Origin of the sequence: Cytobacillus stercorigallinarum (assembly GCF_014836495.1) — a bacterium.
GTDB lineage: Bacteria > Bacillota > Bacilli > Bacillales > Cytobacillaceae > Cytobacillus > Cytobacillus stercorigallinarum.
In genome coordinates this window covers 232219-258848 of the sequence record NZ_JACSQT010000004.1, presented here as the reverse complement: position 1 = coordinate 258848, position 26630 = coordinate 232219, and the positions used below count along the sequence as shown (strand labels likewise).

Here is a 26630-nt window from a genome sequence, read left to right as displayed (position 1 = left end):
GTGAGTGGAAGAAAATATGAATGAAGGATTAACTGTTGATTTAGATAAAAAACTGAATGACGTTTTTGCCGGAAGAGTTGTACGCAAAGATTTAACCAATCTTATTAAAGAAGGAGCGAACGTCCCTATTTACGTACTCGAGTATTTACTCGGAATGTATGCTGCAACTGATGATGAGGACAGTATTCGTGAAGGGCTAGAGCGAGTGAAGAAGATTCTTTCCGAAAATTTCGTTCGTCCTGATGAGGCAGAGAAGATTAAATCACGTATACGAGAATATGGTCAATACTCTGTTATAGATAAGGTAACAGTGGCGTTAAATCCGAAGATTGATACTTACGAAGCTGAGTTCTCCAACCTTGGATTAAAAGGTGTTCCCATTTCATCCATGTATGTAAAAGAGTTTGATAAGCTCCTTGTTGGCGGCATTTGGTGCATGGTCAAAATTGATTATTTTTATGACGAAGAGGTACGTAATTCTAATCCTTTTAATGTTAGTAGCTTACAGCCGATTCAAATGCCAAATATGGACATAGATGAGGTATTTGAAGGGAGAAAGGGCTTTACAAAAGACGAATGGATTGATGTATTAATACGCTCTATAGGAATGGAACCCACACAATTAGAAGAGCGGGTGAAGTGGCATTTGTTGCTACGTTTGGTTCCCCTTGTAGAAAACAACTACAATATGTGTGAACTCGGCCCACGTGGTACCGGGAAATCGCATGTCTATAAGGAACTATCACCGAATTCGATTCTCGTTTCGGGTGGACAAACAACCGTAGCAAATCTTTTCTATAATATGTCTACGAGAAAAGTAGGACTTGTAGGGATGTGGGACTGTGTTACTTTTGACGAGGTAGCTGGTATTCGCTTTAAAGATAAAGATGGCATTCAAATCATGAAGGACTACATGGCATCGGGTTCTTTTGCTAGAGGCAAAGAAGAGAAGAATGCCTCTGCTGCTATGGTATTTGTCGGTAATATCAATCAAAGTGTGGACACTTTAATTAAAACATCACACTTGTTTGCACCATTCCCAGAAGAGATGGCAAATGATTCGGCATTCTTTGATCGGATGCACTATTATCTGCCTGGTTGGGAAATTCCAAAGATGCGTCCAGATCTTATTACCGAAAAATATGGCTTTATAGTGGATTACATTGCAGAGTTTTTCCGTGAAATGCGGAAGCGGACTTTCAGTGATGCGATTGATCGCTATTTCAAACTTGGAAACAATCTAAACCAACGTGATACAAATGCAATCCGAAAAACGGTTTCTGGTATGTTAAAGCTCCTTTATCCTCACGGCAAATTTACAAAGGAAGAAGTCAGCGAGGTATTGGAATACGCTCTTGAAGGTCGCCGCAGGGTTAAAGAACAGTTGAAGAAAATTGGCGGTATGGAGTTTTATGACGTAATGTTCTCTTATATTGATAAGGAAACACTTGAAGAACATTATGTGTCAGTTCCAGAGCAAGGTGGAGGCAAATTAATACCAGAAGGTATGGGTAAGCCGGGGCATGTTTATGTTGCTGGACATGGTCATTCTGGCATGATTGGTATATATAAGCTCGAAAATCAAGTTGTTAGTGGAACAGGTAAATTTGATAAATCAGGTGTTGGTTCTAACCGTGAAGCAAAAGAAAGCCTAGACACAGCTTTTCGTTTCTTTACGGCTAATAGCAAAAGCATTAGTAATACCATTAGCACCAAAACAAAAGACTATCTCATGCACATAAGTGATTTACAAGGTATTGGCTTAACTGATGAACTGGCCGTTGCTGAATTAATTGGCCTTTGCTCTGGTGCACTAGGAAAGCCAACACAAGAGAGTTTGGTCGTCATAGGCAATATGACTGTCGGTGGCACTATTTCCAAAGTGGAGGAATTCGCAAACACTTTACAAGTATGCGTAGATGCAGGTGCCAAAAAAGTATTAATACCTGCAGCGTCAGTTATGGACTTGCAGACAGTCCCGCCAGATCTATTAGTAAAAGTGCAACCAGTGTTTTATTCTGATCCAATAGATGCTGTGTTTAAGGCTTTAGGAGTTAGCTGAATAGAGTAATTATATAAGAAGGAGTCGGTCATCCCGATTCCTTTTTGTGCATTTACAATCATTCTTAATGAGCATGTCTAATGGATAGTTCTTAGATGGCTCTAGAATGGTTGCATTTTTTGTATATCTAGGTAGCAATTATCAACCTTGAGAAAAAGATCGCCCTTGACGGTAAAAACAAAATTATTTACTCAAAGAGGGCTTTGCTTGCATTAACTGAAATGCTTCATTCAACTGCCTTTTTAGATGGTGCGAGTGAAACGAGTGCATTTGACTCATTATATTTTTACTAAAATACGTGATCTCTCTTTGTGTGTTTTCCTTTTGTATCCTTTTATTAAACCCTGAATGGAGTTTTTTACTAATTAGGTAATCAATCTTACGTGAAAAGGGAAAAAGACCCCCTTGATGTCAAAAACACGATATTCACATAGTTGGGTGATAGCTTATTTATCCAAAGAACTTTTTAACAGATTAATTTAAAAGGGTAGACACTTTCTTTGTACGAGTGAAACGAGCATATAAAGGCAATTCCTTTTTATTCTTATATCATGCAAACCTTAATGGGTTTAAGGCTATTTATTGCTTTAGTGAACAGAAAAGAATCTAAATCAACTATGATTGCTTCTTATATATGGAAATCTTTATTGTATGAAGCATTTATCAAATAAACGAGTATAACGAGTAAAGATTTATAAAAGTAATAACATATTCTTAGATAAGTGTACATTACTCAAGTGAATTTATATCATTATTAGAATGTATAAATGTAAATAGATTAATTGCACTCGTTTTACTCGTAAGATATATAAACCTTAAATCATGGATTAATAATTTATTAATATATCAATTATTGTAGCTACTCATGATGAATGAACAAATTACATATTAAAGTGCACTATAAGTATAAAACTAAAATGAACATATACACTCGTTTCACTCGTATAAGGTAAGAAGAGCTTCATTCAATGCAAATGAGTCATGGGAAAAGGGTATCTTAATCACAGTCAAGGGTACATGTTTTAGAATGTGAATGAAGGTTTTTAAATAATTTTAATAGATAAGGTGAATTAATCTACTCGTTTCACTCGTTTATGATTTAAAATGTACCCAATATAGTAGTTAGACAGTGTTAATTAACATAGATTAAGCGACTTTATGTCATCTAGGCAAGAAAAAGAACAGGGATAGAACATTAAAAATTTTGTTATGTAGCAAATCGGTAGTAAAATAAGGTTATGGCTCATTAAAAGCATTCGATGGAACCTTTCTTCAATGTAGCATACCAAAACCTATTCAAATAAAAAGGATGTTATCATGGTGCAGTAGGAAAGCATAGTAATAAGTCCCTCCATCAGTGTTAGATAAAAAAGCCCCTTGTTTACCATGATTAATGGGTCAGAAAAAAATAAAATCTACTCGAACATTAAATATATTGACATTATGCAATATTTTAGTATAATGGAATCATAGACAGGCAATAAAGTTCTAAGGAGGTGAATAATTGGAAGAAAACAAAGTACCTGGATTTGGACAACTTATTCTTAAGAAAAGGAAATCTAAGGACTGGTCCCTAGCAACGTTAGCTAATGAGTCAGAAAAGTATGGACATCGCCTCAGCGAAAGTTACCTCAATAGGTTGGAGCGTGGTGAACGGACAGAGCCAAGTATTAACATAGTCATGGTTCTCATACAGGCGTTGGGGCTTTCTTTAAAGGAAGTTTTTGAAAGCCTTGAAATGGGATACATATACGACAAGGCAATACATGGTGATACGGATACGGCATTTGTTCTCCCTCATGATCTGAACAAACTCAATCTTGTGGTTGCAACGGAAAAGGATGATATTTCTATGTCCGATGAACAAAAGCAGTTAATTGGCAAGATGATCGTCGATTTATATGAAATCACACTTCATGGCGAACCAAGTTATTTTGAAAACAAGGCAGCAGGATACGTACTAAGTTTAGGTGGACTTTTGGAAAAAGAGCTATACTTAATTGAACTAGAGGATCAAGGATTCAAGCTATTCTTCGATGTCAGAGTAATGGTTAGCAAGTATAACCTCCTAAAAGGTGATATTAAATCATCACTGGAAAACATCAATATAAAAGCATTGCATAATACCGAAATGTCTATTCCTTTGCCAATTATAGGTGAATATTGGGCTACAACAAGGGAAAATGACAGAATAATAATAGTAGACAAAGTATCAGAAACGTTGAAACCTTATATAAAACCTTAGTAATGGGGGATACCCCATTATAATTTCATCATTATATTGCCTAATGGCAATAGATTTTGTGATGAACTACACAATATAAGGAGGAATACCATTATGCTTAAAGAAGAAAAGAAATTGAATCATGGACTAATAAAGGAATTAAGAGAGGCTCCAATTTTTGTTTGCACAAAAACGGAGCAGATAGGGAAGGAGTATGTAACTACTGCTTGGGATCCAACAACTGATGAACCGGTAGATGCAAATGATCCATCTAACTGGATGGATTACCAGAATGCACTTGAACTGAAGGAAAATGCTCCGAAATACGCAAATGCAGGAATTGGCCTTGTTTTAAAAAAGGAGTATCCCTACATTTCAATAGAGATTCAAAATGCAATGTCTGCTGGAGAATTAAGTGAAGTAGCAAGGGAAGCCGTTGACACGCTTGATGGTGAGTTCTACGGGGAAATTGTTGGAACGTCTTTGACCATGATAGTAAAAGGGATCTCTATAGGAAATCAGCATTTCAAAAATATCAAGGTAAACTACTTTGATAGAGATCATATTGTTCCATTAAAAGGAACAGCAACTTGGAAACCTAAATCTCCATGGACTGAATCAAAAGGCTTGGAAAGAATCGGAGAATATCATTTCAAAAAGAACTGTCAGGTAGATGAGAATTCAAAACAACTTCCAGATCATTATATAAAAACAAATAGTGGTTTAAGGTTGCTCCCTAATGTTCTAGTTTCAACACTATTGAGTCAAAAGGATTTGCTCATGTGTAATTCGAATGTTTACGCTAGGGAAAAGGGCAAAGGTATTTTTGAAAAGGTTGGAATTGATGAACTTGAACTTGAAATCCTAGATTACATGTCGCCAAGATATCTAACAAATAAGGATATTGAGGATACAAAGAAACTTCTCTTGAAAAGAATACCAAAAGATAATGGGCTGACAAACTCGGATCGAATGAAAGACAAGGTAAATTTCAAAAACGGTGTTTATGACATAAAGTCAAATACGTTTGGACCTTACGCTCAAAACTACAAAACTGCCTTTCAATTAAATGTTGAGTACCAGATTGGTGCACAGTGTCCAAGATTTAAAGAATATATAGCAGCTTCATTAACGGAAGATGATGCTAAAACAGTCCAGGAAATGATTGGCTATTTGCTAACAACAGAAATGAAGGCACAGAAAGCCTTTATATTGTATGGGCCTGGGAATACGGGAAAATCAACATTAATTGAAATTATTGAGAGAATTATTGGTAAGGATTATGTGTCCAATGTTCCTTTTCAAGAATTAGGAGCAAAATACCGGACAGTAAAGTTATTCGGAAAATTACTGAATACTTATGCTGACCTTCCTCAAGGAAACATTAAAGACACAGCCGTATTTAAAGCATTAGTCTCTGGAGATAGCATGCACGCAGACGATAAGTATGAAAAAGGATTTGACTTTAACAATACTGCCCGCCTTCTCTTTGCCGCAAACAAATTACCCTCGAACTATGTTGATCACACCTCTGGGTTCTACAGAAGATTAGCTCTAATCCCCTTCCAAAATATTGTTTCCAGTGAAAATATTGACCGAAATTTAAAAGAAGAATTGCTTAAAGAACGTGAAGGCATTGTTCAGTGGGCTTTAATTGGATTGAAACGGTTAATTGAAAATAATTATGAGTTCACTGAAAGCGAAGAAGCAAAGAACTTGATGAAGGAATACAAGAAAGGAAATAACAGTGTTCTTTGGTTTTCCGATGAATATTGCACGATATCTCCAATGTCGAATGAATCAGGAAAAAGACTTTATGATGAATATAAAAAAGAATGTTTAGATGCCAAGGTATCACCAGTTCCCCAACGTGAATTTTATTCACAATTGGTAAGTCTATTTGCTGATGAAGGTGTTGCGAAACGTCAAGGATCACAAACAAGAGCCGTTGAGTTTGTCGGAATCAAGTTAAAGTAAAAAAATAGAGAATCGTGTCCCTTAGTGGGGGGCAACAACCTTTCAAGCAAAGAATTTAAGTAAGGTAATTGGAGAGATTCATAATATTTCTCTCCTCCTGTTACCTTAGATAACAACTAAAAAACAAAAAAAAGGAGTAGATCTATAATGACAATTTCAAGAGAATTCCATCCATATCGTTCTGCATTTATCCAAGAAAGAATGATGGCAAAAAATGAGTTGAGTAAAGGTGAAAAGGCCTCAAAATGGCGGAAGACGATGTACGATGCTTCAACTACTTTTGTGAACCTAAAGAATCATGATGAATTTGAGAGTGCAGCAGTAGAAAATAATGTCTTTTCAATGGTTTTTCCAAATTTAAAAGTTATAAAGGAAGAAACACTTTTTCCTTGTGAAATATTCGATGGAAACGAAGCGTGGATTGGTAAGGATACTACAGGGAAATACAAATACTTCACAGGTCAACCTTATGATGAAGCAGTTGCTTATTCGATTTTTGATTTGCTACTTTGCTTTCCAAAAGTAGAAGGAAAAGGATATACACAGCAACGTCAGTTTGTAAGAGATGAGCTGATCAATTTATTGAATGTGTCTTATGATAATGTCGATTGGGAGCGAGAGGAGAAGGAGAAATACATTGAAAATGAGCGTATTCTTGCCTTGTATAAAAATCAAGATTTTCAAGGAAAGTATCCCAATCTATTTAAAAAAATTAAGTCCTTTGTAGATGTACTGGAAAACATGTTAATTCATGGTCAAAAGTTCATTGACTTAGAGAAAAGAAATGATGAAAACAGCTCTATCTTCGCTATGTATGCTAGTCAAAGTAAAGTATCTTCCGCAAGATTCAGTAGTGCTGTAAAGAGATTTAGGGAGTTAGGATTACTTTTTGCTGAAAAAAGAAAAGTTACCTATTTTGATAAGAATACTCGATCAAAATGCCTGACCGAAACAACATTATACTCCTTTCCACATTACTCGGAGTCATTCTTCAAGGAATTAGAAGAAAGTTTAAAGAGGAACAAGGCAGTTAAAAAATAAAATGCTACTCCTTTCCACTCGCACTATCCACACTTAGGCTCAACTCAAGAAGCTGAGAACCTCACCTTAACTTAGAACCCAGAAGTCAAACAAAGTAGAATAAAGAGAGGTAATTGTATCTGCTGAAATATAATAGGATAAGTTAGATATTTCGCTTTTGCCTCTCTTATCTATCATAGAAAAATTGGAGTTGATGATAATTGAATGAGATAGTAGGACAAATCCAGGAATCATATCGGGCAGAGAGAATAAGAGTTTCCTATTGTGTCTTTGACATTGGAGCTTATTTGAAGAACCTAGCAGAGAAAGGGTTTATCTGGATTCTAAAAGAAATGAAGGACCTTTCTGATGCTGAAAAAATACTGATTGATCATTATTTGATTGAGTACAGAGCCAATCAGATTTACGACAACCTCGACGATTGCCTCAATATGCAAACCCATAAGAATAATTCCGCAGCAACCTCCGATAAATCCACACAATCGACAACACCAACAAAAGAAAAACAAGCCAAAAAACAACAGCACCTTGAAGTAAGAGATGTAAAGCAATTCATTGGTTACAAAAAGGCTAAGGAGCTAGAGACAAATATAATTGAACTGTGTAAGAACTTTCCCTCATACGAAGTTGATCACATTGTAAACCAGATTGAAAGAAGTGCCGGTTCAATTAAAGAAAGAATTGAAATGGGTGAGCAAATTTATGTAGGGGAGAAGTTTAACCAATACAGCATTGCAATAGGATCAGCAAAAGAAACATCGGCATGGCTCCAAGTTTCATTGGGACAGAAATATATAACCCAAGTTCAATTCAATGAGCTAGATAACTTAACAACTCAAGTGGTAAGCATTCTAACAAAAAACCTGTCCAATATAAAAGAGAAAGAGGGGAAGGGAATGGATTTACCAAATCCATTTACACCAAACGTTAAAAACTTTGGTGCCTATACTAATGCCCTGCAATTGGTTGACAAGATTTATGAGATTACAGATAGACGTGAATTTCGGAAGGAAAAAGACCTTGTGAAGATAATCAGGAAACGGGCGACATCAAGCGTTGCCAACCTTGCCGAGGCACATCAATTGTATATTCCTAAAAAGTTTCGTTTCTTTAATGATTCATTGAAGGCATTGGATGGCCTTCATAGTTTGTTGGAAACATCCTTAATCAAAGGGATTATTCCAGAGAAGGAGCTAAAAGAGATTAATGAGTTGAGGATTTCTATACGGAATGTTCTTTCAATGAAGATGAAAAACATTAGTGATGAGAAAGCGAGTTAACATTTGAAAGAAAAGGATAAAGAGATATTTTGCTCTTTATCCTATCTTGCCTACTTACTTCTAGTTTAAAGTTGTTTCTAGTTTGTTACCTTTTTTAAAATCGTCATCCCAAGTGATAATGATTTCATAAGGAGGTGCTGTATTACCAGCAATAGACAATAGGATATTTACTGTCTGTCCTGCATTTATTTTTGACGGAATTCTATCTATTAATGGGTTAATTTTACGTTTTTCGCCTTTATTAAAACGGTCATAATTGTAGAATTCAACCTTGAGTTCTCTAGCTTCTGCTTGTCCGATATTGTGTAATAAAAGCCTATCTTGCATTTGTTTTGACCCCATTTGTTTGGTTCGTTCAACTTGGAATGATGCCTTTTTCTTTGCTTCAAGACGTTCCTTTTCTATTCTTTTTGTAATAGTTGTTCTTTGTTGATTTAAAACCAACGCCCAAATTCCTGTTATTGAACCGAGAATCGCCAATCCTAATGAAATCCATTGTGTCCAAACGGGCAATATTTCCACCTACATTCTATTAAATAGACAAAAGTAGTTAGCTTCCTTTGTCTTCCATTATATCAAAAGGTTCTGAAGGAATGTATCGGAATGATTAACCTGGGACGAATCGTTTTCCGCAGTGTACAATTTAATTTTCAAAAAGTAGTTTACACAACCCTGTTGTGTAAACAAGGAAATCCTATAAAATCGGCATTTTTATTTTTGGATTTTGCCTCTAGGCTGTTGAATCTTACTCAAATAGAGATTTACAATGAATATGTAAGATTCATACAGGAGGTGAACTAAAGTGAAAGTTGTTCATCCGATTCGAGATTTAAAACAACTTGAAGCGGTGAAAGGATACCTTCGAGGGAAAAATAAAAGAGACTATTTGCTTTTTATGGTCGGTATTTCATCAGCTCTAAGAATTTCTGACATTTTGATGTTAAAGGTGAATCAAGTGTGGGACGGTAGGAAGCCAACAGAGTTTATCGAAGTGAATGAAAAGAAGACTGGTAAATATAAGCGGTTCCCGATTACGCCAAATTTAGCGAAAAGTATTAAAGAATTTAATAGAGAGTTTCCTGATAAGAAACAGGAGGACTTCCTTTTTACCAGTAGAAAGGGAACCAATCAACCTATCACCAGGCAATATGCTGCATCAATGTTGAATGAAGCCTGTGATATGGTAGGGATAACAGAGAAATTCTCAACGCACGGAATGAGAAAAACTTGGGGCTATTGGGCTTTTAAGAAAGGCATATCACTTGATTACATATGTATAGCCCTTAATCATAGGTCCGTTGCGGAAACTAAAAGGTATCTTGGAATATTACAAGAAGATCTTGATGAATTGTACTTACAAGTTAATTTATAAAATAGAGGCATTTGTTGCTGACTTTGTTATACGGAGAAAAAAAACAATCCGTTTTGACAAAAGTCAACGCAACAAATGCTTTTTTATATTTAAGGGGGCTTACTAAACGATGGACAAAATTAATGCTGTCATTCAATACATTGATGAGCATTATCATGATGAGATTTGCAATAAACATGTAGAAGAATTGGCGGGTTGTTCTTATGTTGATTTTGTTTCTGAATTCCAAAAAGTAACAGGGTCACAGTTCTTACGTTATTTAATCCGTAGGCAATTAACACTGATAAAAGAAGAATTATGTCGTATTAATGATTCACAGGATAAAAATTACTCTCCATTTAATGGTTGGGATGAATATTCTAATCTTTTTAAATGTGAATTCAAAACAACTGTTGATTCAGCAATTGATAATGAACACATTATTCTTCAAGAAAGAGGGAGTAGGGGGATACCGAATGATTAGAGAATGGAATGAAACAACTATTAAAAGGTTCCTAATGGAAAAACGAGGTCAAGGAACAGGAAAAGACTATAAACCATGGCTGCAAGTTCAAGACATAGCATCGAAAGGAAGATCTACTCGTATTTTTGGTCATACCACTCAAAGGGTCTACCATCTATTAAGCGATATGCAGTTATATTACTTCTACTTATTGGAATTTGACGACCATGTTACTGACATAAGGGAGCAGTACCCTTTACTAGATTTCCATGACATGAATATCCAAGTGGATGAGGAGCTTACAAAGAAACTATTTGATACGAAGACACAAGTACCACATATCTTTACGGTTTCTTTTTTTGTAACAAGGAAGGGGGAAAATGGAGAACCTTATTATCAAGCAAGAATAATTAAGCAATCACAGGAGTTAGAGAAAAATGCAACCTTGCAAAGATTGGAACTACAAAGAAGGTATTTTGAAAAGAAAGGGATTGATTTTGGAATTGTGACAGAAAAAGAAATCAATAAACAATTGGCACGAAATATTGGCTGGGCATTGAACTCCTATGACATTCAAGATTATCCATTGCTTACTTTGAATTTGCCCCACTTAAAAAGAGATATAGTTCAGTATTTGTCTAATAAATCGGATACGTTTCAAGGCATTTTTTCCCGATTGGAAAGAGAATATAGCTTGGATGAAGGATTGGGTCTAATCTTATTTAAACATTTGATAGCCCATAAAGAAGTAAGCATGGATTTAAGCAGGAAAATCTATTTGACTAATAAAATTGAAAATTATCATATTGAATTTACTGGTGAAAATGGTGGTGATGTAAGGTATGCAGTTGGTAATTAATGATTTATTACAAAGCACTGAAAATCCTGAATTTATTCAAAGGGTAGTTTGGGTCGATAATGAGCATCAACTTTGTTTTCTAGTTAATGTCCGTGAACCATCATTTCCTTACAGTGAGGAAATACACAGTATAGAATCCTCTTTGATCAAAGGTGAGATTACAAAGGTTGCAACTGAACCGTGGGCGTTCAGCGTGAAAGAAGAAGATTTATCTGGGATAGAAATTGAAAAACGTGATAAAGCATGGATAGTAATAAATCAAATCTATTTAATTCCTGACATTTTTATTCCAAAGAGGAGATCAGAGCTAATAAAAATGGCCAGTAAGGATTTTTTCCTTAGCACAAAGACCATTCGACAATATTTAAAACGATATTGGTCGAGAGGGATGGTAAAGAATGCTCTCTTACCCGACTTTAATAAGTGTGGGAAACAGCAAGGAAAGGAACGTAAATATATCAAAAAGGCAGGAAGACCCTTCGCTTACTCTTCCTCTATTCAAAGGGCAGCAATAACCGATGAATGGAAGAAAATCATTAGAATTAGCCTAGAAAAATACTACTTTATTCGTTCTAAACCCTCATTAAAATATGCTTATCAGCAAATGGTAAAGGAGTATTTCTCCAAAGAGGATGAAAAGTCAGGCTATAAAGTATTAGATTTAGATAAGCCAATTATTTCATATGACCAATTCTATTATTGGTATCGCAAGTGGTACAAACCGGAAGATGCCATTCATAAAAGAGAGGGCAGAAGGGAATTTTTACAAAACTATCGTGCTATAACCGGTTCAGCCACAGAAGATTCTATGGGGATAGGTACATATGCCATTGATGCAACCATTGGTGATGTTTATTTAGTTTCAAGTTTTGATAGGAATATAGTGATTGGCCGTCCTGTCATTTATTTAACTGTGGATATTTTTTCCAGGTGTATTGTTTCTGTATATGCAGGAATTCAAAATATGTCAAAAGAATCGTTGAGGTTGGCTCTTGCAAATGCCTTTGAAGATAAAAAGGAATTTTGCAAGCGGACCCTCGATATGGATATTGATGAAAATGATTGGCCTATTCATTATCTTCCGCATACTATTTTGGCGGATCGGGGTAGTGAGTTGATTTCCAATGAATTAACACAAATCACGGCGGATTTAAACATTAAGATCCAAAATTTAGGTCCGTACAGACCTGAGCTAAAGGCCGTATGCGAAAAATACTTTGACATTCTTCAGGACCACATCTCTCCATTCCTCCCTGGGGCGGTCCAAAAAGATTTTATGAAGCGTGGAGGAAAGGATTACAGGAAGAAAGCAGTGTTAAACCTAAACGAGTACGTCCAAATTTTAGTCAGAACGGTTCTATATTATAACAATCATAATTATTTATCGGACTACCCGTTAACGCAAAGTATGATAGCAGAAAAGGTCCCACCAATACCGATAGAAATATTTAAGTGGGGTTTGCGTAAAGGAACAGGATTACTGAGAACTATGCCTTTAGATGCGATCAGAAGTAGTGTTTTACCTAAAGCTAGTGCAAAAATCACCCCGAAAGGAATCAACTTTGGAGGTCTCTATTATACTTGTGCGAAAGCATTGAAAGAACGGTGGTTTTCTAAGGCTCGAATAAAAGGCAGTTGGAGTATGGGGGTGCATTATGATCCTCAAGACGTATCTAATATTTATATTCGTATAGATAGGTTGAACTATGAAGTTTGTTCATTAATCGAACAATACGAAATGTATCGTGGTGTAAAGATGGAAGAAGTTGTGAGTTTAAAAACTGAAAGAAAGCAACAAGAGGCAGAATATGAGGAAAGCAGTTTAAATGGAGCAATTCAATTAGCTCAGGACATAGAGGAGATTGTTAAAATGGCGAAAAAAGAGGCTAACAATCAAATCTTAAATGGTGAGGTTCCTAAAGATATAAAGAATATTAGAGAAAATCGAGAAAAAGAGAGAGAAATATTTAAAAGGGAAAAACAAACCGTGGTGGATCAAAATAACATTGGAAAGCAATCGAACGAAGTAAATCATGATACTGAACCGGTAAAAGTGTTGGATATTTTCCGAAAGAAACAAAAGGAAGTGCTTTATGATGGAGATAATTGAATTACATAATGGAACTGAGGCACAAATTGCAGAATATAGGGAACAAGAGATATTGGAATATCAAGGCAATCCTCTTATAGAGGCGTTGCCGCCAATCTATTCTCAGGAGGAAGTCATTGACCGTCTAAGCATGTATCCTCCATATAATAAGGAAGAAAGATATTTGAATGACCATCAGAGAGTTCATCTAATTTCTAGGTTGCTGCATTATTTTCAAGCTATCCCGATCCATCTAAGAATTGAGTCATCAATATCTAGGTTAATTAGAACTGGTTATACCTATCGCAATCCAGTAAGTTCTACTTATGCACAAACTTTTGTGGATAACTGGAATAATATACAAAATAAGTCTTTTGATAAGTCTATTATCCAGACAGGACAAACATTGAGTATTTTGGGGGTCTCAGGTGTAGGAAAAACACGTACATTACAGCGAGTCTTGCAAACCATTCCACAGGTCATTTCTCATGTTTCATATAAAGGGCAAGCCTTAAATCACTATCAAGTAACCTATTTAAAAATTGAAACCCCTTTTGATGGTTCCGTAAAAACCATTATTTACGATTTTATGTATCAAGTAGATCTACTTCTAGGCTCCAACTATTTTAATAGATACGTAAACAGTCATTTGTCAACAAGTCAGCTAATGCCCATTATGGCTCAGATTGCTAAAAGTATAAACCTTGGCATGCTATTCCTGGACGAGTTACAACATTTAAAGGGTATAAAAAGCTCTAGCTCAGCACAGATATTAAACTTTTTTACAGCGTTAATCAATACGATAAATATCCCTCTCATTATGGTTGGAACCCCAAAGGCAATGGATGTCTTACAATCACAGTTTAGACAAGCAAGAAGAAGCACTAATATGGGGAACATCATGTGGGATAGATTTGAAAAAGATGCTATTTGGGATTTATTTGTTCAGGGTATGTGGAAATATCAGTGGACAAAAGAGGAATCACCGATTACAGAACAAATTTCTTCAACCCTATATAATGAGTCTCAAGGAATTGCAGACATCGCAATTAAGCTCTATATGATGGTGCAGCTACGTGCTATTAGTAGTGGTAATGAAAAGATTACCACTGCGTTAATTAAACAAGTGGCTCAAGAAGAATTAAAAATGGTTCAGCCTATGCTAAATACATTAAAGAGCAAGGACTATAGCAAGCTAGTAAAATATGACGACATAATGCTACCAAATATTGAGGACTTTATTGAACAAGAACGGATTATTGTTGATCAAAATCAGGTACTGAACTCACTCCAAGAAGGAGCCGAACGGAAAAATGAGCAAGTACAATTAATTGATGATACTGTTTTCCGTTTAGGGATGCTAGGTTTTAATAATGATGTTGCTGTTAAGGCAGCACAAAAAGTTGTTTCTGAGAACAATCAAATAAGGGATGTATCACAAGTCGTAAAAGATGTTTTTCTTCTATTAAACAATAATGAAAAAAGTACGGATAAAGTAATAAGTAACGACCTAAGAACCATTATAAAAAAAGGGAAAGAACAACAAATAATTGCGTATCAAGCACTACTAGATGCTGGAGTAATTAAGCAGGATTACCCTGAGCGTGATGTTTCATGATTATACAATTCCCAACCCCATATCCTGATGAACTTTTATATAGTATTATTGCTCGGTATCACATCCGATCAGGAAATGTTTTTTGGAAACACACATTGGAAGATTTATTCGGTAAGAGGACGATAAGTGCTTCGGTATTTTTGCCATCTGGAATTGCCTCTCTAGTTCAGCATTTGCCTAAAAACACGACATTGAACGAACAGATGCTTATAGAGAAACATACAATGTATCCTTTTTATACAGTGTTCTTGCCAACAGAAAAGGCTCAATCAATTTATGAGTCTATGACAAGTGATGACGGAAAGAAGATTTATATGCAATCGGGTATTATGGCAAGTTCGATACCACAAAACAGGTATTTAAAATATTGTTCAGCCTGTGCTGAAGAAGATATAGCTACGTATCGAGAATTGTACTGGCATCGCCTTCATCAGTTACCTGGAAATCTCATTTGTGCTAAGCATGAGTTGTGGTTAGAGGATAGCGATGTATTGATAACTCATTCTAATAAACATGCTTTTATCTTACCAACCACCAGCAACTGTGATTTGAAAAGAAAGAGAAAAATAACTGAGAACAACCTAATACATCTCAAGGATATTGTTTTACGAGCAGAGCATTTATTGAATAGGAAATATCAAAATCAATGCTTTTCCCATTTCACAAAGTTTTATCGCTATCATTTAATGGAAAAAGGTTACGCTAGTTATAGAGGACAGGTTTATCAGAAAAAGTTGTATGATGATTTTCATACATATTTTTCACAGCAAGTTTTGGAAAATCTGCATGTGAAAATACGGCAATCCGATTCTTGGATAGCCAATATATCCCGTAAACATCGAAAGTCATTTCATCCTTATTATCACATTCTAATGCTAACCTTTCTTGGATTAGATACTAACTCAATATTTAAGGGCAATTCTTTTGAAAGTTATCCTTTCGGAAAGCCTAAATGGCCTTGCCTTAATGTCGTTTGTCCCAAGTATCATAAGAAGGTTATTGATGAAGTAACTGTAAGAATATGTGAGAAAACAAAGAAACCTATTGGGAGATTTACTTGTCCTGTATGTGGATTTTCTTATACAAGAAAAGGACAGGACCCAGAAAAAACAGGACAGTACCGCTATACACGGATTATGGATTTTGGTCCTATATGGAACAAGGTATTAAAAACTTTGTTAGAAGAAAAACTCAGTTATCGGGAGATTGCTCGAAGATTAAATGTTGATCCCGGAACTGTGATTAAATATAAATCAGAAAAAGAGGGGATAGAGAAATCAACAAAAGAAGTTTTGAAGCAGGATGAGAGTGGAACTATCGAAAGATATCGACAAGTTTGGATGCAGCTGCAAGGCGAGAATCCACGGCTATCTAAGACTCAACTAAGAAATATTAATCCAGCAACTTATGCCTATCTATATAGAAATGATAATGAGTGGCTTCAAAATAATTCACCTAATTTGAAAAAGAGAAGAAACGATAATAAGAGAGTGGATTGGCAGAAAAGAGACCAAGAGATATTAGCTAGTGTACAAAAGTCTATGGATGAAATTAGATATTACAACGATAAGCCTAAAAGGGTTACAGTTAAGAGGATTGGTGATGTAATTGGAGAAAGAGCGTTATTGGAGCAACATTTAGATAAGATGCCAAAAACCAAAGCATTGGTAGATGATGTTTGTGAGTCAGAAAAGGATTTTCGTGTACGAAGAATAGGTTATGTAATTGGTTTAATGAATAATGACGAAGATGAAATAAAGGTATGGAAGGTGCTTAGGAATGCCGGGATTAATAAAAAGTTCTACGAAGAGGTAAGTGAGTACATACGACAAATTACTAATTTCAGTATTTAATAGTATCCCGGTGCAAGTGATTACATAGTGTTTTGAAAAGTGTCTACTATTCTATAGTAAAAAAGAGGGGTTTTCAGTATAATAAATTTAGGAAATTATTACTAATTTTAATTTAAGGGGTATAGATATGGGGAAAGCGACAGCAGTATATATGGATTATGATAATTTATACCGTTCTATTAATGAATCATATTCCCAGTTTAAAACAAGTGAAGTAGTAAAAAAAATACTAGAACATTTAGCATTAGGAGAGGAAAATTCAGTCCAACTTATTAAAGCGTTTTGTGACTTTAAGACAGCAAATAATGAAATAAGTGATCTACAGGAGAATTTAGTAGAGTTACGGCATATTAATTCCATTGGAGATGGAAAAACCAATGCGTCTGATTTAGCTTTGGCGATTGATGTAATTAAATCGCTATATAATACTCGTAAGTTCGAACACTATGTAATTGTTTCCTCGGATTCTGATATGCTTCCTCTAATTTTAGAGCTTAGTTATCAAGATAAAGAAATAACTCTTTTATACTTAGAATCTAAAGTAAAAAAAAGATACGTAGAAAGCCTAAAAACTAGGATTAATGTAAAGAAGATTGAGGATATTTTAGGTGTGGAAACATACAGACCTTTTGATATAGAAGATATAGAATCAAGTGATGAGGAAAAGTTAAAATACTTAAATTGTATTAATAAAGGAATGAATAGACTATTTGTTAAATACGGTTCTAAACCTCTGACAGTAATTTATCAAAAAAATATTTTAGAATTTTTGAATGATGAGTCAAGTTTTAATTTGCAACCATCTGATTCCTCTGCAATACTGGATTATTTTAAAAATGAAAAATTAATTATTATTAAAGAGGTAGAAGTTAATATAGAGGATAAGGAAACAACAAGAAAAGCTAATTTTATAAACCCCGAAAAGCTGAATGAGCTAGGATTAACCTTGGACGAGGAAATAAATGTTAAATATGAAACAAGAGAAGAATCCTTAGTATAAGTGTCAAATTAATTAATTTATGTTAGATGTTTTAGCTAAACAAACACTGGTATCTCCTTCTCAAAGAATCAAAAAATCTTTAGAGTTAAAAAAAATTTAAAGAAAGTGTTGTATTTTTCTCTAAAAATGAATATAATGATGATGAAGATTCAAAAAGAACGATTAAAAAGAACGATTTATAAATGAACGAATTAAAGAACGAATTAAAAGAACGCTTTGAGGAGATCCTTCTAAAAATTGAAGGATCTTTTCTCATTTGGTGAACCTTCAAAATAAATGAATTTATGCCCTATAGGATTGGAAAATAGGTAAATAAGAAGGTAAAAAAGTGATTCCATAACAATCATAAATAATCAAATCAGTTAGTTATGCCTCAACAGAGTGTAAATGGAATGGAAAAGGAAATTACATAGGTAGACAACGAAAAGAATCCAATCGTGATTTCATCCTTTTTGCACAATATCCTTTCAATCTTTTGAATAATAGTTGACAAAGTCAATTGTTGTATATATCATTTACTGTGAGGTGAATGAAAAAATGAGTTTTAAAGAAGCAATTGAGATCAGAGAAATTCTTCAACAATTGGTTCGTGATTTTGGTTTATTACAGCGTGAAGGTTCAGAATGTTGCGGAATAACAGTCCTGCAAAGTCACATTATATATGAACTGGATAAAAATCCCCGTATTTCCTTAATTGATCTGGCTGAGAAATTATCCATGGATACCGGAATGCTAAGTAGGCAAATCAATAAAGTGGTGGAATTAGGGTATGTTTCTCGAACCCCAGATCCAAACGATAGACGTTATGTTGTTTTATTACTTACTGAAGAAGGGCAAGTAAAAGCAAACGAAATCTCCGGTCAAATGAATCAATACATTGGGCAGATTTTAGGATTCATTCCAGATGATAAAAAGGATCAGGTTATAGATAGTTTACAGGTCTTACTGAGTGCCATGAGGATGAATGATGGATCTGGTTCTGGTTGTTGTACCACTAAATAAATAGTGGTTTCCTTTTGGGTGATATTTGACTTTATCAAGTGTTGATTTTAGCAATTAAAGGAGGGGTGATTAATGATCATTAGGGAGGTCGAAGTAAAAGACTTGATGAAAGTTCTTCAGATTTATAATCAAGGAATAGAGGATCGGATTGCCACACTTGAAACTAGAACGAAAGATCAAGATTATATCCATTCCTGGTTTCTTCATCGTCAGGGGAGATACGTTGGGTTGGTCGCAGAGGATGAAGAAAGAAACATTGTCGGATGGGCAGCCATAAGTCCTTATAATCCTAGAGATGCCTATAGGGGAGTAGGGGAAATCTCGGTCTATATCCATCGTGATTTTAGAGGGAAAGGGATTGGGCAAAGGTTGCTAAAACAACTTGAAATAGAAGCATCGAATCATGACTTTTATAAATTAGTTTTATTTACTTTCCCATTTAACTCTATAGGTCAAGGCTTATATAACAAATTGAAGTATCGCCAAGTTGGGATATTTAAGAATCAAGGAATTCTTGATGGTGAATTTGTAGATGTAATGGCGATGGAAAAAATACTAGGTGCAAATTGTTAATCTAAGCATCTGGATTTTACATACAGCAAATATCTCAGTTACAAAGTCGAAGTAGTCTTCTTTAAAAAACATAATGAGAGGAAAGATGAAAATGGAATGGATAGAAATCAAACCGACCTGTTGTCAAGCTGAAGAGGAATTGAAAGAAACTAATAAAGATGAAAACAAACATTTACCCGTTGCAATTATTGGGGCGGGCCCTGTAGGTCTTGCAGCAGCAGCCCATTTAGCAAGATATGATCAACCATTTATTCTTTTAGAATCTGGAGCTCAAGTAGGGGCGAATATCCTAACATGGGGTCATGTTCGAGTATTTTCACCTTGGAGATATAACATTGATGAGACGGCATCTAAACTTCTTAAAGAACAAGGTTGGACTGAGCCAGACCTAAATGAATTACCTACTGGGAAAGAATTAGTTGATCAATATTTAAAGCCGTTGGCAAATACTCCTGAAATTAAAAAATCTTTGTTTGCTAATACAAAGGTTTTTTCAATTAGCCGAAAAAATATGGATAAAATGAAAACTGCTAATCGAGAAAAACAACCATTTGTCATTTATGCAGAGCAAAATGGCGAATTTAAAAAGTTTGAGGCGAGAGCAGTTATTGATGCAACAGGCACCTGGGGTAATCCTAATCCTGCAAATTCAAATGGCATTTGGTTAAAAGAAGAGGAAGCCATAAAAAATCAAATTTTCTATGGCATCCCAGATATTCTAGGAGCAGGTAAAAGCCGTTATCTAAATAAACGTGTTGCTGTTATTGGAAGTGGCCATTCTGCAATCAATTCATTATTAGAGTTAGCAAAATTAAGAGAAGAATATCCCGCAACAGAAATTGTATGGGTTTTGAGAAAAGTGCGAGTTGAAGAGGCTTATGGAGGAGAGGAACTGGATGCACTCGAGGCGAGAGGTGATTTAGGAAGTCGCATACACAAATTAGTGGATTCGTGCGTAGTTCAAGTTATTACTCCTTTTAGGATTCAAAACATTAAAGGGGAAAATGGGAAAATAGAGCTAGTAGGGGAGACTAAAGATGACTTAAAAACCTATTCAGATATAGATGAAATGATTGTCAATACAGGGAATCGTCCAGACTTTTCAATCCTTCGGGAAGTGAGGACCAGCATTGATACAGCAACGGAATGTGTCAAAGCTCTCGCTCCATTGATTGATCCTAATATTCATAGTTGTGGAACGGTACGTCCTCATGGGGAAAAAGAATTACGGCAACCTGAAAAAGATTTTTATATCGTTGGAGCAAAAAGCTATGGTCGAGCACCAACATTTTTAATGGCGACAGGATATGAGCAGGTTCGCTCCGTTGTAGCATACATATCAGGGGACTACGAAGCCTCAGAGAAGGTTGAGTTGGAATTACCTGAAACGGGTGTATGTAGTACGAATCTAAATGTTACAAAAGCATCCTGTAGTTCAAATTCATGCTGCTAAAATTGTGAAATTAGAAAGGGGGAGTCGAATATACTCTCCTTTTTTTGGAGGTAATGATGATGGTCATTAATAAAGGTGGTAATTTAAGTAAAGAATACTTTATTGCATATCTTAAATTAATTATGAATAGTAGACAATGCACCTTAGAAAAGGCAAAGGAAATCACGTTTGAGCGTCTATTTCAGAAAGATAAGGAAACACTTGGGAGCATTTCTTTTGAACGTTTTACAAATGCGTATGAGGATTTAAAAGAGGAAGGAAAGTGAGTTTAAAACCTTTTTACCATAGACAAATAGTTAGAGGGGAAAGTGCTGTGAAAAACCATTGAAGAAAAAACTTGAAACACATATATAAGTGGATTATTATATAAGTAAATACTTATTTAAAGTGAAAAAGTGAGGTGTAAAATTGAAAACGACTATTGAAATAGAACAAGTTGCTGTAATACTTAAACTATTAGGAGATAAAACTAGGCTAACCATGATGAAAATTCTTGATGGTGGAGCATGTTGTGTATGTGAATTTGTTGAGATATTTCAAATGACACAACCAGCTATAAGCCAACATCTAAGAAGGTTGAAAGATATGGGATTGGTTCAAGAGGAGAAAAAGGGACAGTGGGTTTTTTATTCAATTAATGAGAACAATATCTACTATCCATTTGTTACTCAGATTCTTAACCAATTACCTAGCCAAAAGGATAAGTTAGAGGATTTAGAAAAACAAGGGAAACGGATTTCTTGTTGTTAATATTGGGGGTTTTACATTTTGTCAGGAACACTTATTTTAGCTCTTATTATCTTTATTGCAACATTGATTTTAGTTATTTGGCAACCTAAAGGGTTAAATATTGGCTGGTCAGCTTGCGGAGGGGCTGTAATAGCTTTATTAGCAGGAGTAGTGGGATTTAGTGATGTTCTTGAAGTAATTGACATTACATGGAATGCAACGTTATCTTTCGTTGCAATTATCCTCATTTCATTAATATTAGATGAGATTGGATTATTTGAATGGGCAGCATTACACATGGCACGGGTAGCAAAAGGTCATGGAATAAAGATGTTTGTATACATCAGTATTCTAGGTGCTATTGTAGCGGCCTTATTTGCAAATGATGGTGCGGCATTAATTCTAACACCCATTGTACTTGCTATGGTACGAAATTTAAAGTTTAAAGAACAAATGATATTTCCCTTCATTATGGCAAGTGGATTTATTGCTGATACAACTTCACTTCCGTTTATTGTAAGTAACCTAGTAAATATAGTCTCTGCAGACTTTTTTGGTATCGGATTTGTGGAATATGCCTCACGAATGATAATTCCAAACTTATTTTCACTGATTGCGACGATTTTTGTATTGTTAATTTACTTTAGAAAAAGTATCCCTAGAAATTACGATTTATCAAAATTAAAGGAACCAAAAGAGGCTATTAAAGACTTAAAAATGTTTCGCTTATCATGGTATGTTCTTAGTTTATTAGTAATTGGATACTTTACTAGCGATTTCATCAACGTACCTGTTTCTATAATTGCAGGAACCATTGCTATTTTCTTTTTCATAATGGCAAGACGTAGTGCTTCTGTTAATACTAAGGAAGTTATTAAAAGTGCACCTTGGAATATTGTATTTTTCTCTATTGGAATGTATGTGGTGGTATATGGATTAGGAAATGCGGGACTTACATCTGCACTGGCAAGTGTCATTCAAACAGTAGCTGATCAAGGTTTATTTGTTGGAACTGTTGCAATGGGATTTTTAGCTGCTTTCCTCTCATCCATCATGAATAATATGCCAACCGTTATGATTGATGCTTTAGCCATTGCTGAAACAGATACATCTGGTGTGTTAAGGGAAGCACTTATTTATGCTAATGTAGTTGGCTCCGATTTAGGTCCAAAAATCACACCAATTGGTTCTTTAGCAACATTAGTATGGCTTCATGTATTGTCACAAAAAGGTGTTAAAATTTCATGGGGAACTTATTTTAAAACGGGTATTATTTTAACAATTCCAATTCTATTTATTACATTATTAGGTCTTTACCTAACACTTACTCTATTTTAAAAAGGAGAATTATTATGTCTAAAAAAACAATCTATTTTTTATGTACTGGAAATTCTTGCAGAAGCCAAATGGCTGAAGGCTGGGGGAAGAAGTATTTAGGTGATGAGTGGGAAGTTAAGAGTGCAGGTATCGAGGCACATGGCTTAAATCCCAATGCAGTGAAAGCAATGAATGAAGTAGAAATTGATATTTCAAATCAAACATCTGACATTATTGACCCAGAGATCCTAAACAATGCTGAATTTGTCGTTACTTTATGTGGAGATGCTGCTGATAAGTGTCCAATGACACCACCACATGTAAAACGTGATCATTGGGGATTTGATGACCCTGCAAAAGCTCAAGGAAGTGAAGAGGAAAAATGGGCTGTATTCCAACGAGTTCGTGACCAAATAGGTGAAAGAATCAAGCGTTTTGCTGAAACTGGAGAATAAAACAGCCTTATACCAAGAGATCCATCTCTTGGTTTTCTTTAAAGACTAATATAAGTATATGCTTATTTAATATTAATCGGAGGGTTTTAGATGAAAAAAGTCGAGATATTTGATCCAGCAATGTGTTGTTCAACAGGAGTATGTGGTCCATCAGTTGATCCAGAACTAACCAGAGTAGCATCTGCGGTATATTCTTTGGAGAAAAAAGGATTTGATGTGAAACGGTATCAATTAACAAATGACCCTGATAAATTTGGTAAAACACAGTCAGTGAATAGTGTTTTACATGAAAAGGGACCGGATGCGTTACCTGTAGTTTTAGTAGATGAACAAGTTGTTAAAGTTGGAACCTATCCAACAAATGAAGAACTTGCAGAATGGCTAGGGGTAAAAGCTGAAGAGCTTACTGAAAAACCGAAAGTCCGACTTTCATTAAACATAAAAAAACAGTGAAAAGAAAGAAGTGAAAAACATGTTTCAATCTTTCAAACCTCAAAATGTTGTGCAGACACAGTTTTTATTTTTAACTGGAAAAGGCGGAGTTGGAAAAACATCAACTGCATGTGCAACAGCCGTAGCTTTAGCGGAAAGTGGAAAAAAAGTTTTACTAATTAGTACAGACCCAGCATCTAATTTACAGGATGTTTTTGATTTTGAATTAACAAACTCGCCTAAAGCAGTTCCAACGGTAGAAAATTTATTTGCCAGTAATTTAGATCCCGAGGCATCAGCAAGTGCATATCGTGAAAAAGTAGTCGGTCCATACCGTGGAATATTACCAGATTCCGTTGTAGCTACAATGGAAGAGCAACTATCAGGAGCATGTACAGTCGAGATTGCCGCATTTGATGAATTTACAACTTTACTTACAAACACAGAAATTATAAACCAATATGACCATATCATTTTTGATACAGCACCAACGGGCCATACGTTACGTCTATTACAACTACCAACAGACTGGAACGGATTCTTAGAGGAAAGTACGCATGGTGCTTCTTGTTTAGGTCCTTTATCAGGACTTGCTGATAAGAAAAATTTATATTCGGAAACTGTTGATGTTCTTTCGGATTCAAATAAAACAACACTTATATTAGTAACAAGACCTGATATATCATCTCTAATAGAAGCAGACCGGGCATCAATAGAACTCAAAGAGATTGGAATAAAAAATCAAATACTTATTGTTAACGGTCTGCTTCTGAACTATATGAAAGACGATGAAGTTTCATCAGCTTTTTATCAAAGGCAAAGGAATGCTTTAAAGCAGATACCAGCTAATCTAAAACAGACAGTAAGCTATTCATTACCGTTTGTTTCATATTCTCTAACTGGGGTTGAAAATTTACGTTATTTATTTAAAGAATACGTTATTCCAGTATCAGAGGAAAACAGTGAGAACGAGATAGTAAGACTACCAAATCTAAACGATGTCATTAGTGATTTCTCATCAACTAATACAAGAATAATTTTTACTATGGGTAAAGGGGGCGTTGGAAAAACAACGGTCGCTTCAGCCATTGCAGTTGGTTTGGTGGAACAGGGCCATCGAGTTCATTTGACGACAACTGATCCTGCAGCTCACTTGCAGTATCAATTTCAAAGCGACCAATTAAATCAAAATCTAACTATTAGCAGCATTAATCCTAAAGATGAAGTAGAAAAATATAAAACCGAAGTGTTGGCGACTGCTGGTAAGGATTTAGATGAGGAAGGTCTGGCTTATTTACAGGAAGATTTAAACTCACCTTGTACAGAGGAAATTGCAGTCTTTCGTGCATTTGCCGAAGTAGTTGCCAAATCTGAAAATGAGATTGTCGTCATTGACACAGCTCCTACAGGTCATACATTACTCTTATTAGATGCAGCACAGTCATATAGCAAGGAAATTGCTAGGTCTACTGGCGAAGTGCCAGAAAGTGTAACAAAACTACTTCCAAAGATTAGAGATTCCAAGGAAACATCTGTCGTAATCGTTACCTTAGCTGAAGCTACACCTGTATTTGAAGCCTCCCGATTACAAGATGATTTAAGAAGAGCAAATATTAGCCCAAAATGGTGGGTTATTAATCAAAGTCTATTTGCCACTGATACCAAAGACCCTGTGTTAAGAGGGAAAGCAATTTCTGAAAAAGAGTGGATTCGTGAGGTCAATAATCATTTAGCCGATAGTTGTGCGATTATACCTTGGTTGCATGAAGAAAAGATTGGGTATGAGAAACTAAAAGACTATATAAATTAATGATGTAGAAAAATGATGGAGGTACTACAATGACAACAAAGAATTATCATGAATTAATCAAGGATAGAATTTACATCGGTGGTGCAGACGATGTAAATGATTTATTAGGGAATGAGAAAATAGATGTTGTATTTGATTTAAGAGCTGAGGCTCCGATAGAAGATGTAGTTTATAACCGTATTCATAGCCCTATTGTTGATGATGCAGCAGACCAAGAAGAATCTATTAAGAAATCTATTGATCATGTAATAAAAGCATATAACGAGGGTAAGAATATTTACTTCCATTGCCAAGGAGGAAGTAATCGCACTGGTACTGTTGCAATCGGAACATTATTAGCCTTAGAAAAAGCAAGTACAATTGCTGAAGCAGAAGAAATTGCTAAGGCAGCAAGACCAAAAATTAATGTGAAGCCAGAAATGAAAGAGGCTTTAAAAAGAATTTATCCAAATGGATAGGGGAGAAACCTTAATGAAAATTACAGATGCTGCGAAACACTTATTAGAAAATGTATTAACGGAAAATGGTGCAGAAGGTATACGCCTTTATTCAGTTGCTGGATGCTGCGGACCACAATTTGCGTTATCTTTAGATGCACCACTTGAAACTGATATAATTGAAACTATTAATGGTATTAAAGTAGCAATTGATTCACAGGTTGCTACAACTGAGGAGCTAACTTTAGACAAAGAAGAAAATCAGAACGGTGAAGGTTTAGTATTATTAGGTGCAAGTGGTTGTTGTTAGGAAAAGGTAAAAAGGAGTAGTTAGCTCATTCATGAGTTGATTACTCCTTTTTATTTTAGATTTTGCTAAGTATCCTTAGAGACACTTGCTGAGGAGATTCGGAATCAATTTGACACCGGTCCAATATAGTGAGGAAGCTCAATAAGGTAAGGTTTGTAGCTGTGCAACTGCATAAATAACGAAAAATATAACAGAGGTTATCCGGATATTTTGTGATAACCTTTTATTTTGTATTAAAAAAATTGTTATTAGAATCGGATACCATAATTCAATTTTACATTCATTCAAATAACCA

General features: G+C 35.2%; 24 protein-coding genes. 23 read left to right on the top strand and 1 reads right to left on the bottom strand.

The genetic code is table 11. From position 1 onward, the window contains the following. The first annotated feature begins 16 nt into the window (after positions 1-16). The 5 genes from brxL to H9655_RS11260 all read left to right on the top strand — a co-directional run bounded on the left by brxL (position 17) and on the right by H9655_RS11260 (position 8584). Positions 17-2062 (top strand): protease Lon-related BREX system protein BrxL, encoded by a 2046-nt coding sequence (gene brxL, locus H9655_RS11280; protein ID WP_191814035.1) that lies wholly within the window; start codon positions 17-19, stop codon positions 2060-2062. A gap of 1504 nt (positions 2063-3566) precedes the next feature. Further along, positions 3567-4307, top strand: coding sequence for a helix-turn-helix domain-containing protein (locus H9655_RS11275; protein WP_191813936.1), 741 nt, complete (start codon positions 3567-3569; stop codon positions 4305-4307). 93 nt (positions 4308-4400) lie between these two features. Next, positions 4401-6263, top strand: a complete 1863-nt coding sequence (locus H9655_RS11270; protein WP_191813934.1) for a DNA primase family protein — start codon at positions 4401-4403, stop codon at positions 6261-6263. Positions 6264-6410: 147 nt separating this feature from the next. Beyond that, the gene (locus H9655_RS11265; RefSeq protein WP_191813931.1) at positions 6411-7304 is read left to right on the top strand and encodes a hypothetical protein; all 894 of its coding nucleotides are present in this window, start codon (positions 6411-6413) and stop codon (positions 7302-7304) included. Between the two features lie 200 nt (positions 7305-7504). After that, positions 7505-8584, top strand: coding sequence for a four helix bundle protein (locus tag H9655_RS11260; protein ID WP_191813929.1), 1080 nt, complete (start codon positions 7505-7507; stop codon positions 8582-8584). 60 nt (positions 8585-8644) lie between these two features. On the opposite strand, the gene H9655_RS11255 is transcribed toward H9655_RS11260, so the two are convergent. Beyond that, entirely contained in the window at positions 8645-9106 is a 462-nt protein-coding gene (locus H9655_RS11255; RefSeq protein ID WP_225230575.1) for a hypothetical protein, read from the bottom strand. A 280-nt stretch (positions 9107-9386) separates the two neighbouring features. On the opposite strand from H9655_RS11255, the gene H9655_RS11250 reads away from it, so the two are divergent. The 18 genes from H9655_RS11250 to H9655_RS11165 all read left to right on the top strand — a co-directional run bounded on the left by H9655_RS11250 (position 9387) and on the right by H9655_RS11165 (position 26335). Continuing rightward, the gene (locus H9655_RS11250; protein WP_080848942.1) at positions 9387-9956 is read left to right on the top strand and encodes a tyrosine-type recombinase/integrase; all 570 of its coding nucleotides are present in this window, start codon (positions 9387-9389) and stop codon (positions 9954-9956) included. A gap of 109 nt (positions 9957-10065) precedes the next feature. Further along, positions 10066-10419: an AraC family transcriptional regulator gene (locus H9655_RS11245; protein WP_080848941.1), complete on the top strand. Its 354-nt coding sequence runs from the start codon at positions 10066-10068 to the stop codon at positions 10417-10419. Next, complete coding sequence (locus H9655_RS11240; protein WP_080848940.1) at positions 10412-11257, top strand: TnsA endonuclease C-terminal domain-containing protein; 846 nt, start codon at positions 10412-10414, stop codon at positions 11255-11257. The genes H9655_RS11245 and H9655_RS11240 overlap by 8 nt, the downstream gene beginning before the upstream one ends. Continuing rightward, on the top strand, positions 11241-13367 hold the full coding sequence (locus H9655_RS11235) for an integrase catalytic domain-containing protein (RefSeq protein WP_080848939.1): 2127 nt from the start codon (positions 11241-11243) through the stop codon (positions 13365-13367). Before H9655_RS11240 ends, H9655_RS11235 begins: the two co-directional genes overlap by 17 nt. Beyond that, positions 13354-14964: an ATP-binding protein gene (locus H9655_RS11230; protein WP_026682635.1), complete on the top strand. Its 1611-nt coding sequence runs from the start codon at positions 13354-13356 to the stop codon at positions 14962-14964. Before H9655_RS11235 ends, H9655_RS11230 begins: the two co-directional genes overlap by 14 nt. Further along, on the top strand, positions 14961-16817 hold the full coding sequence (locus H9655_RS11225) for a TnsD family Tn7-like transposition protein (protein ID WP_026682634.1): 1857 nt from the start codon (positions 14961-14963) through the stop codon (positions 16815-16817). The genes H9655_RS11230 and H9655_RS11225 overlap by 4 nt, the downstream gene beginning before the upstream one ends. 127 nt (positions 16818-16944) lie before the next feature. Continuing rightward, positions 16945-17817, top strand: coding sequence for an NYN domain-containing protein (locus tag H9655_RS11220; protein ID WP_026682633.1), 873 nt, complete (start codon positions 16945-16947; stop codon positions 17815-17817). Positions 17818-18354: 537 nt separating this feature from the next. Next, on the top strand, positions 18355-18819 hold the full coding sequence (locus H9655_RS11215; RefSeq protein ID WP_026682632.1) for a MarR family winged helix-turn-helix transcriptional regulator: 465 nt from the start codon (positions 18355-18357) through the stop codon (positions 18817-18819). A 72-nt stretch (positions 18820-18891) separates the two neighbouring features. Then, positions 18892-19392, top strand: a complete 501-nt coding sequence (locus H9655_RS11210) for an arsinothricin resistance N-acetyltransferase ArsN1 family A (RefSeq protein WP_026682631.1) — start codon at positions 18892-18894, stop codon at positions 19390-19392. Positions 19393-19477: 85 nt separating this feature from the next. Beyond that, positions 19478-20845: an NAD(P)-binding domain-containing protein gene (locus tag H9655_RS11205; protein WP_026682630.1), complete on the top strand. Its 1368-nt coding sequence runs from the start codon at positions 19478-19480 to the stop codon at positions 20843-20845. A 59-nt stretch (positions 20846-20904) separates the two neighbouring features. Continuing rightward, positions 20905-21111, top strand: coding sequence for a hypothetical protein (locus H9655_RS11200; protein ID WP_026682629.1), 207 nt, complete (start codon positions 20905-20907; stop codon positions 21109-21111). A 142-nt stretch (positions 21112-21253) separates the two neighbouring features. After that, on the top strand, positions 21254-21595 hold the full coding sequence (locus tag H9655_RS11195; RefSeq protein WP_026682628.1) for an ArsR/SmtB family transcription factor: 342 nt from the start codon (positions 21254-21256) through the stop codon (positions 21593-21595). An 18-nt stretch (positions 21596-21613) separates the two neighbouring features. After that, positions 21614-22912 (top strand): arsenic transporter, encoded by a 1299-nt coding sequence (locus H9655_RS11190; protein ID WP_026682627.1) that lies wholly within the window; start codon positions 21614-21616, stop codon positions 22910-22912. A 14-nt stretch (positions 22913-22926) separates the two neighbouring features. Then, a complete protein-coding gene (gene arsC / locus H9655_RS11185) occupies positions 22927-23346 on the top strand; it encodes an arsenate reductase (thioredoxin) (RefSeq protein ID WP_026682626.1) in 420 nt (139 codons plus the stop codon). Between the two features lie 90 nt (positions 23347-23436). After that, the gene (gene arsD, locus H9655_RS11180; protein WP_019156609.1) at positions 23437-23799 is read left to right on the top strand and encodes an arsenite efflux transporter metallochaperone ArsD; all 363 of its coding nucleotides are present in this window, start codon (positions 23437-23439) and stop codon (positions 23797-23799) included. Between the two features lie 19 nt (positions 23800-23818). Continuing rightward, positions 23819-25588 (top strand): arsenical pump-driving ATPase, encoded by a 1770-nt coding sequence (gene arsA, locus H9655_RS11175; protein WP_019156608.1) that lies wholly within the window; start codon positions 23819-23821, stop codon positions 25586-25588. Positions 25589-25617: 29 nt separating this feature from the next. Then, positions 25618-26046, top strand: coding sequence for a protein-tyrosine phosphatase family protein (locus H9655_RS11170; protein ID WP_019156607.1), 429 nt, complete (start codon positions 25618-25620; stop codon positions 26044-26046). A 13-nt stretch (positions 26047-26059) separates the two neighbouring features. Continuing rightward, positions 26060-26335 carry an iron-sulfur cluster assembly accessory protein gene (locus tag H9655_RS11165; RefSeq protein WP_019156606.1) on the top strand — a complete coding sequence of 92 codons (276 nt, stop codon included), beginning with the start codon at positions 26060-26062 and terminating at the stop codon, positions 26333-26335. Positions 26336-26630: the final 295 nt, after the last annotated feature.

What these genes read in the sequence shown, in the direction of transcription:
- brxL (WP_191814035.1), top strand. Translation starts at nt 17, where the DNA reads ATGAATGAAGGATTAACTGTTGATTTAGATAAAAAACTGAATGACGTT.
- H9655_RS11270 (WP_191813934.1), top strand. Translation starts at nt 4,401, where the DNA reads ATGCTTAAAGAAGAAAAGAAATTGAATCATGGACTAATAAAGGAATTA.
- H9655_RS11265 (WP_191813931.1), top strand. Translation starts at nt 6,411, where the DNA reads ATGACAATTTCAAGAGAATTCCATCCATATCGTTCTGCATTTATCCAA.
- H9655_RS11245 (WP_080848941.1), top strand. Translation starts at nt 10,066, where the DNA reads ATGGACAAAATTAATGCTGTCATTCAATACATTGATGAGCATTATCAT.
- H9655_RS11240 (WP_080848940.1), top strand. Translation starts at nt 10,412, where the DNA reads ATGATTAGAGAATGGAATGAAACAACTATTAAAAGGTTCCTAATGGAA.
- H9655_RS11235 (WP_080848939.1), top strand. Translation starts at nt 11,241, where the DNA reads ATGCAGTTGGTAATTAATGATTTATTACAAAGCACTGAAAATCCTGAA.
- H9655_RS11230 (WP_026682635.1), top strand. Translation starts at nt 13,354, where the DNA reads ATGGAGATAATTGAATTACATAATGGAACTGAGGCACAAATTGCAGAA.
- H9655_RS11225 (WP_026682634.1), top strand. Translation starts at nt 14,961, where the DNA reads ATGATTATACAATTCCCAACCCCATATCCTGATGAACTTTTATATAGT.
- H9655_RS11220 (WP_026682633.1), top strand. Translation starts at nt 16,945, where the DNA reads ATGGGGAAAGCGACAGCAGTATATATGGATTATGATAATTTATACCGT.
- H9655_RS11215 (WP_026682632.1), top strand. Translation starts at nt 18,355, where the DNA reads ATGAGTTTTAAAGAAGCAATTGAGATCAGAGAAATTCTTCAACAATTG.
- H9655_RS11210 (WP_026682631.1), top strand. Translation starts at nt 18,892, where the DNA reads ATGATCATTAGGGAGGTCGAAGTAAAAGACTTGATGAAAGTTCTTCAG.
- H9655_RS11205 (WP_026682630.1), top strand. Translation starts at nt 19,478, where the DNA reads ATGAAAATGGAATGGATAGAAATCAAACCGACCTGTTGTCAAGCTGAA.
- H9655_RS11200 (WP_026682629.1), top strand. Translation starts at nt 20,905, where the DNA reads ATGGTCATTAATAAAGGTGGTAATTTAAGTAAAGAATACTTTATTGCA.
- arsC (WP_026682626.1), top strand. Translation starts at nt 22,927, where the DNA reads ATGTCTAAAAAAACAATCTATTTTTTATGTACTGGAAATTCTTGCAGA.
- arsD (WP_019156609.1), top strand. Translation starts at nt 23,437, where the DNA reads ATGAAAAAAGTCGAGATATTTGATCCAGCAATGTGTTGTTCAACAGGA.
- arsA (WP_019156608.1), top strand. Translation starts at nt 23,819, where the DNA reads ATGTTTCAATCTTTCAAACCTCAAAATGTTGTGCAGACACAGTTTTTA.
- H9655_RS11170 (WP_019156607.1), top strand. Translation starts at nt 25,618, where the DNA reads ATGACAACAAAGAATTATCATGAATTAATCAAGGATAGAATTTACATC.
- H9655_RS11165 (WP_019156606.1), top strand. Translation starts at nt 26,060, where the DNA reads ATGAAAATTACAGATGCTGCGAAACACTTATTAGAAAATGTATTAACG.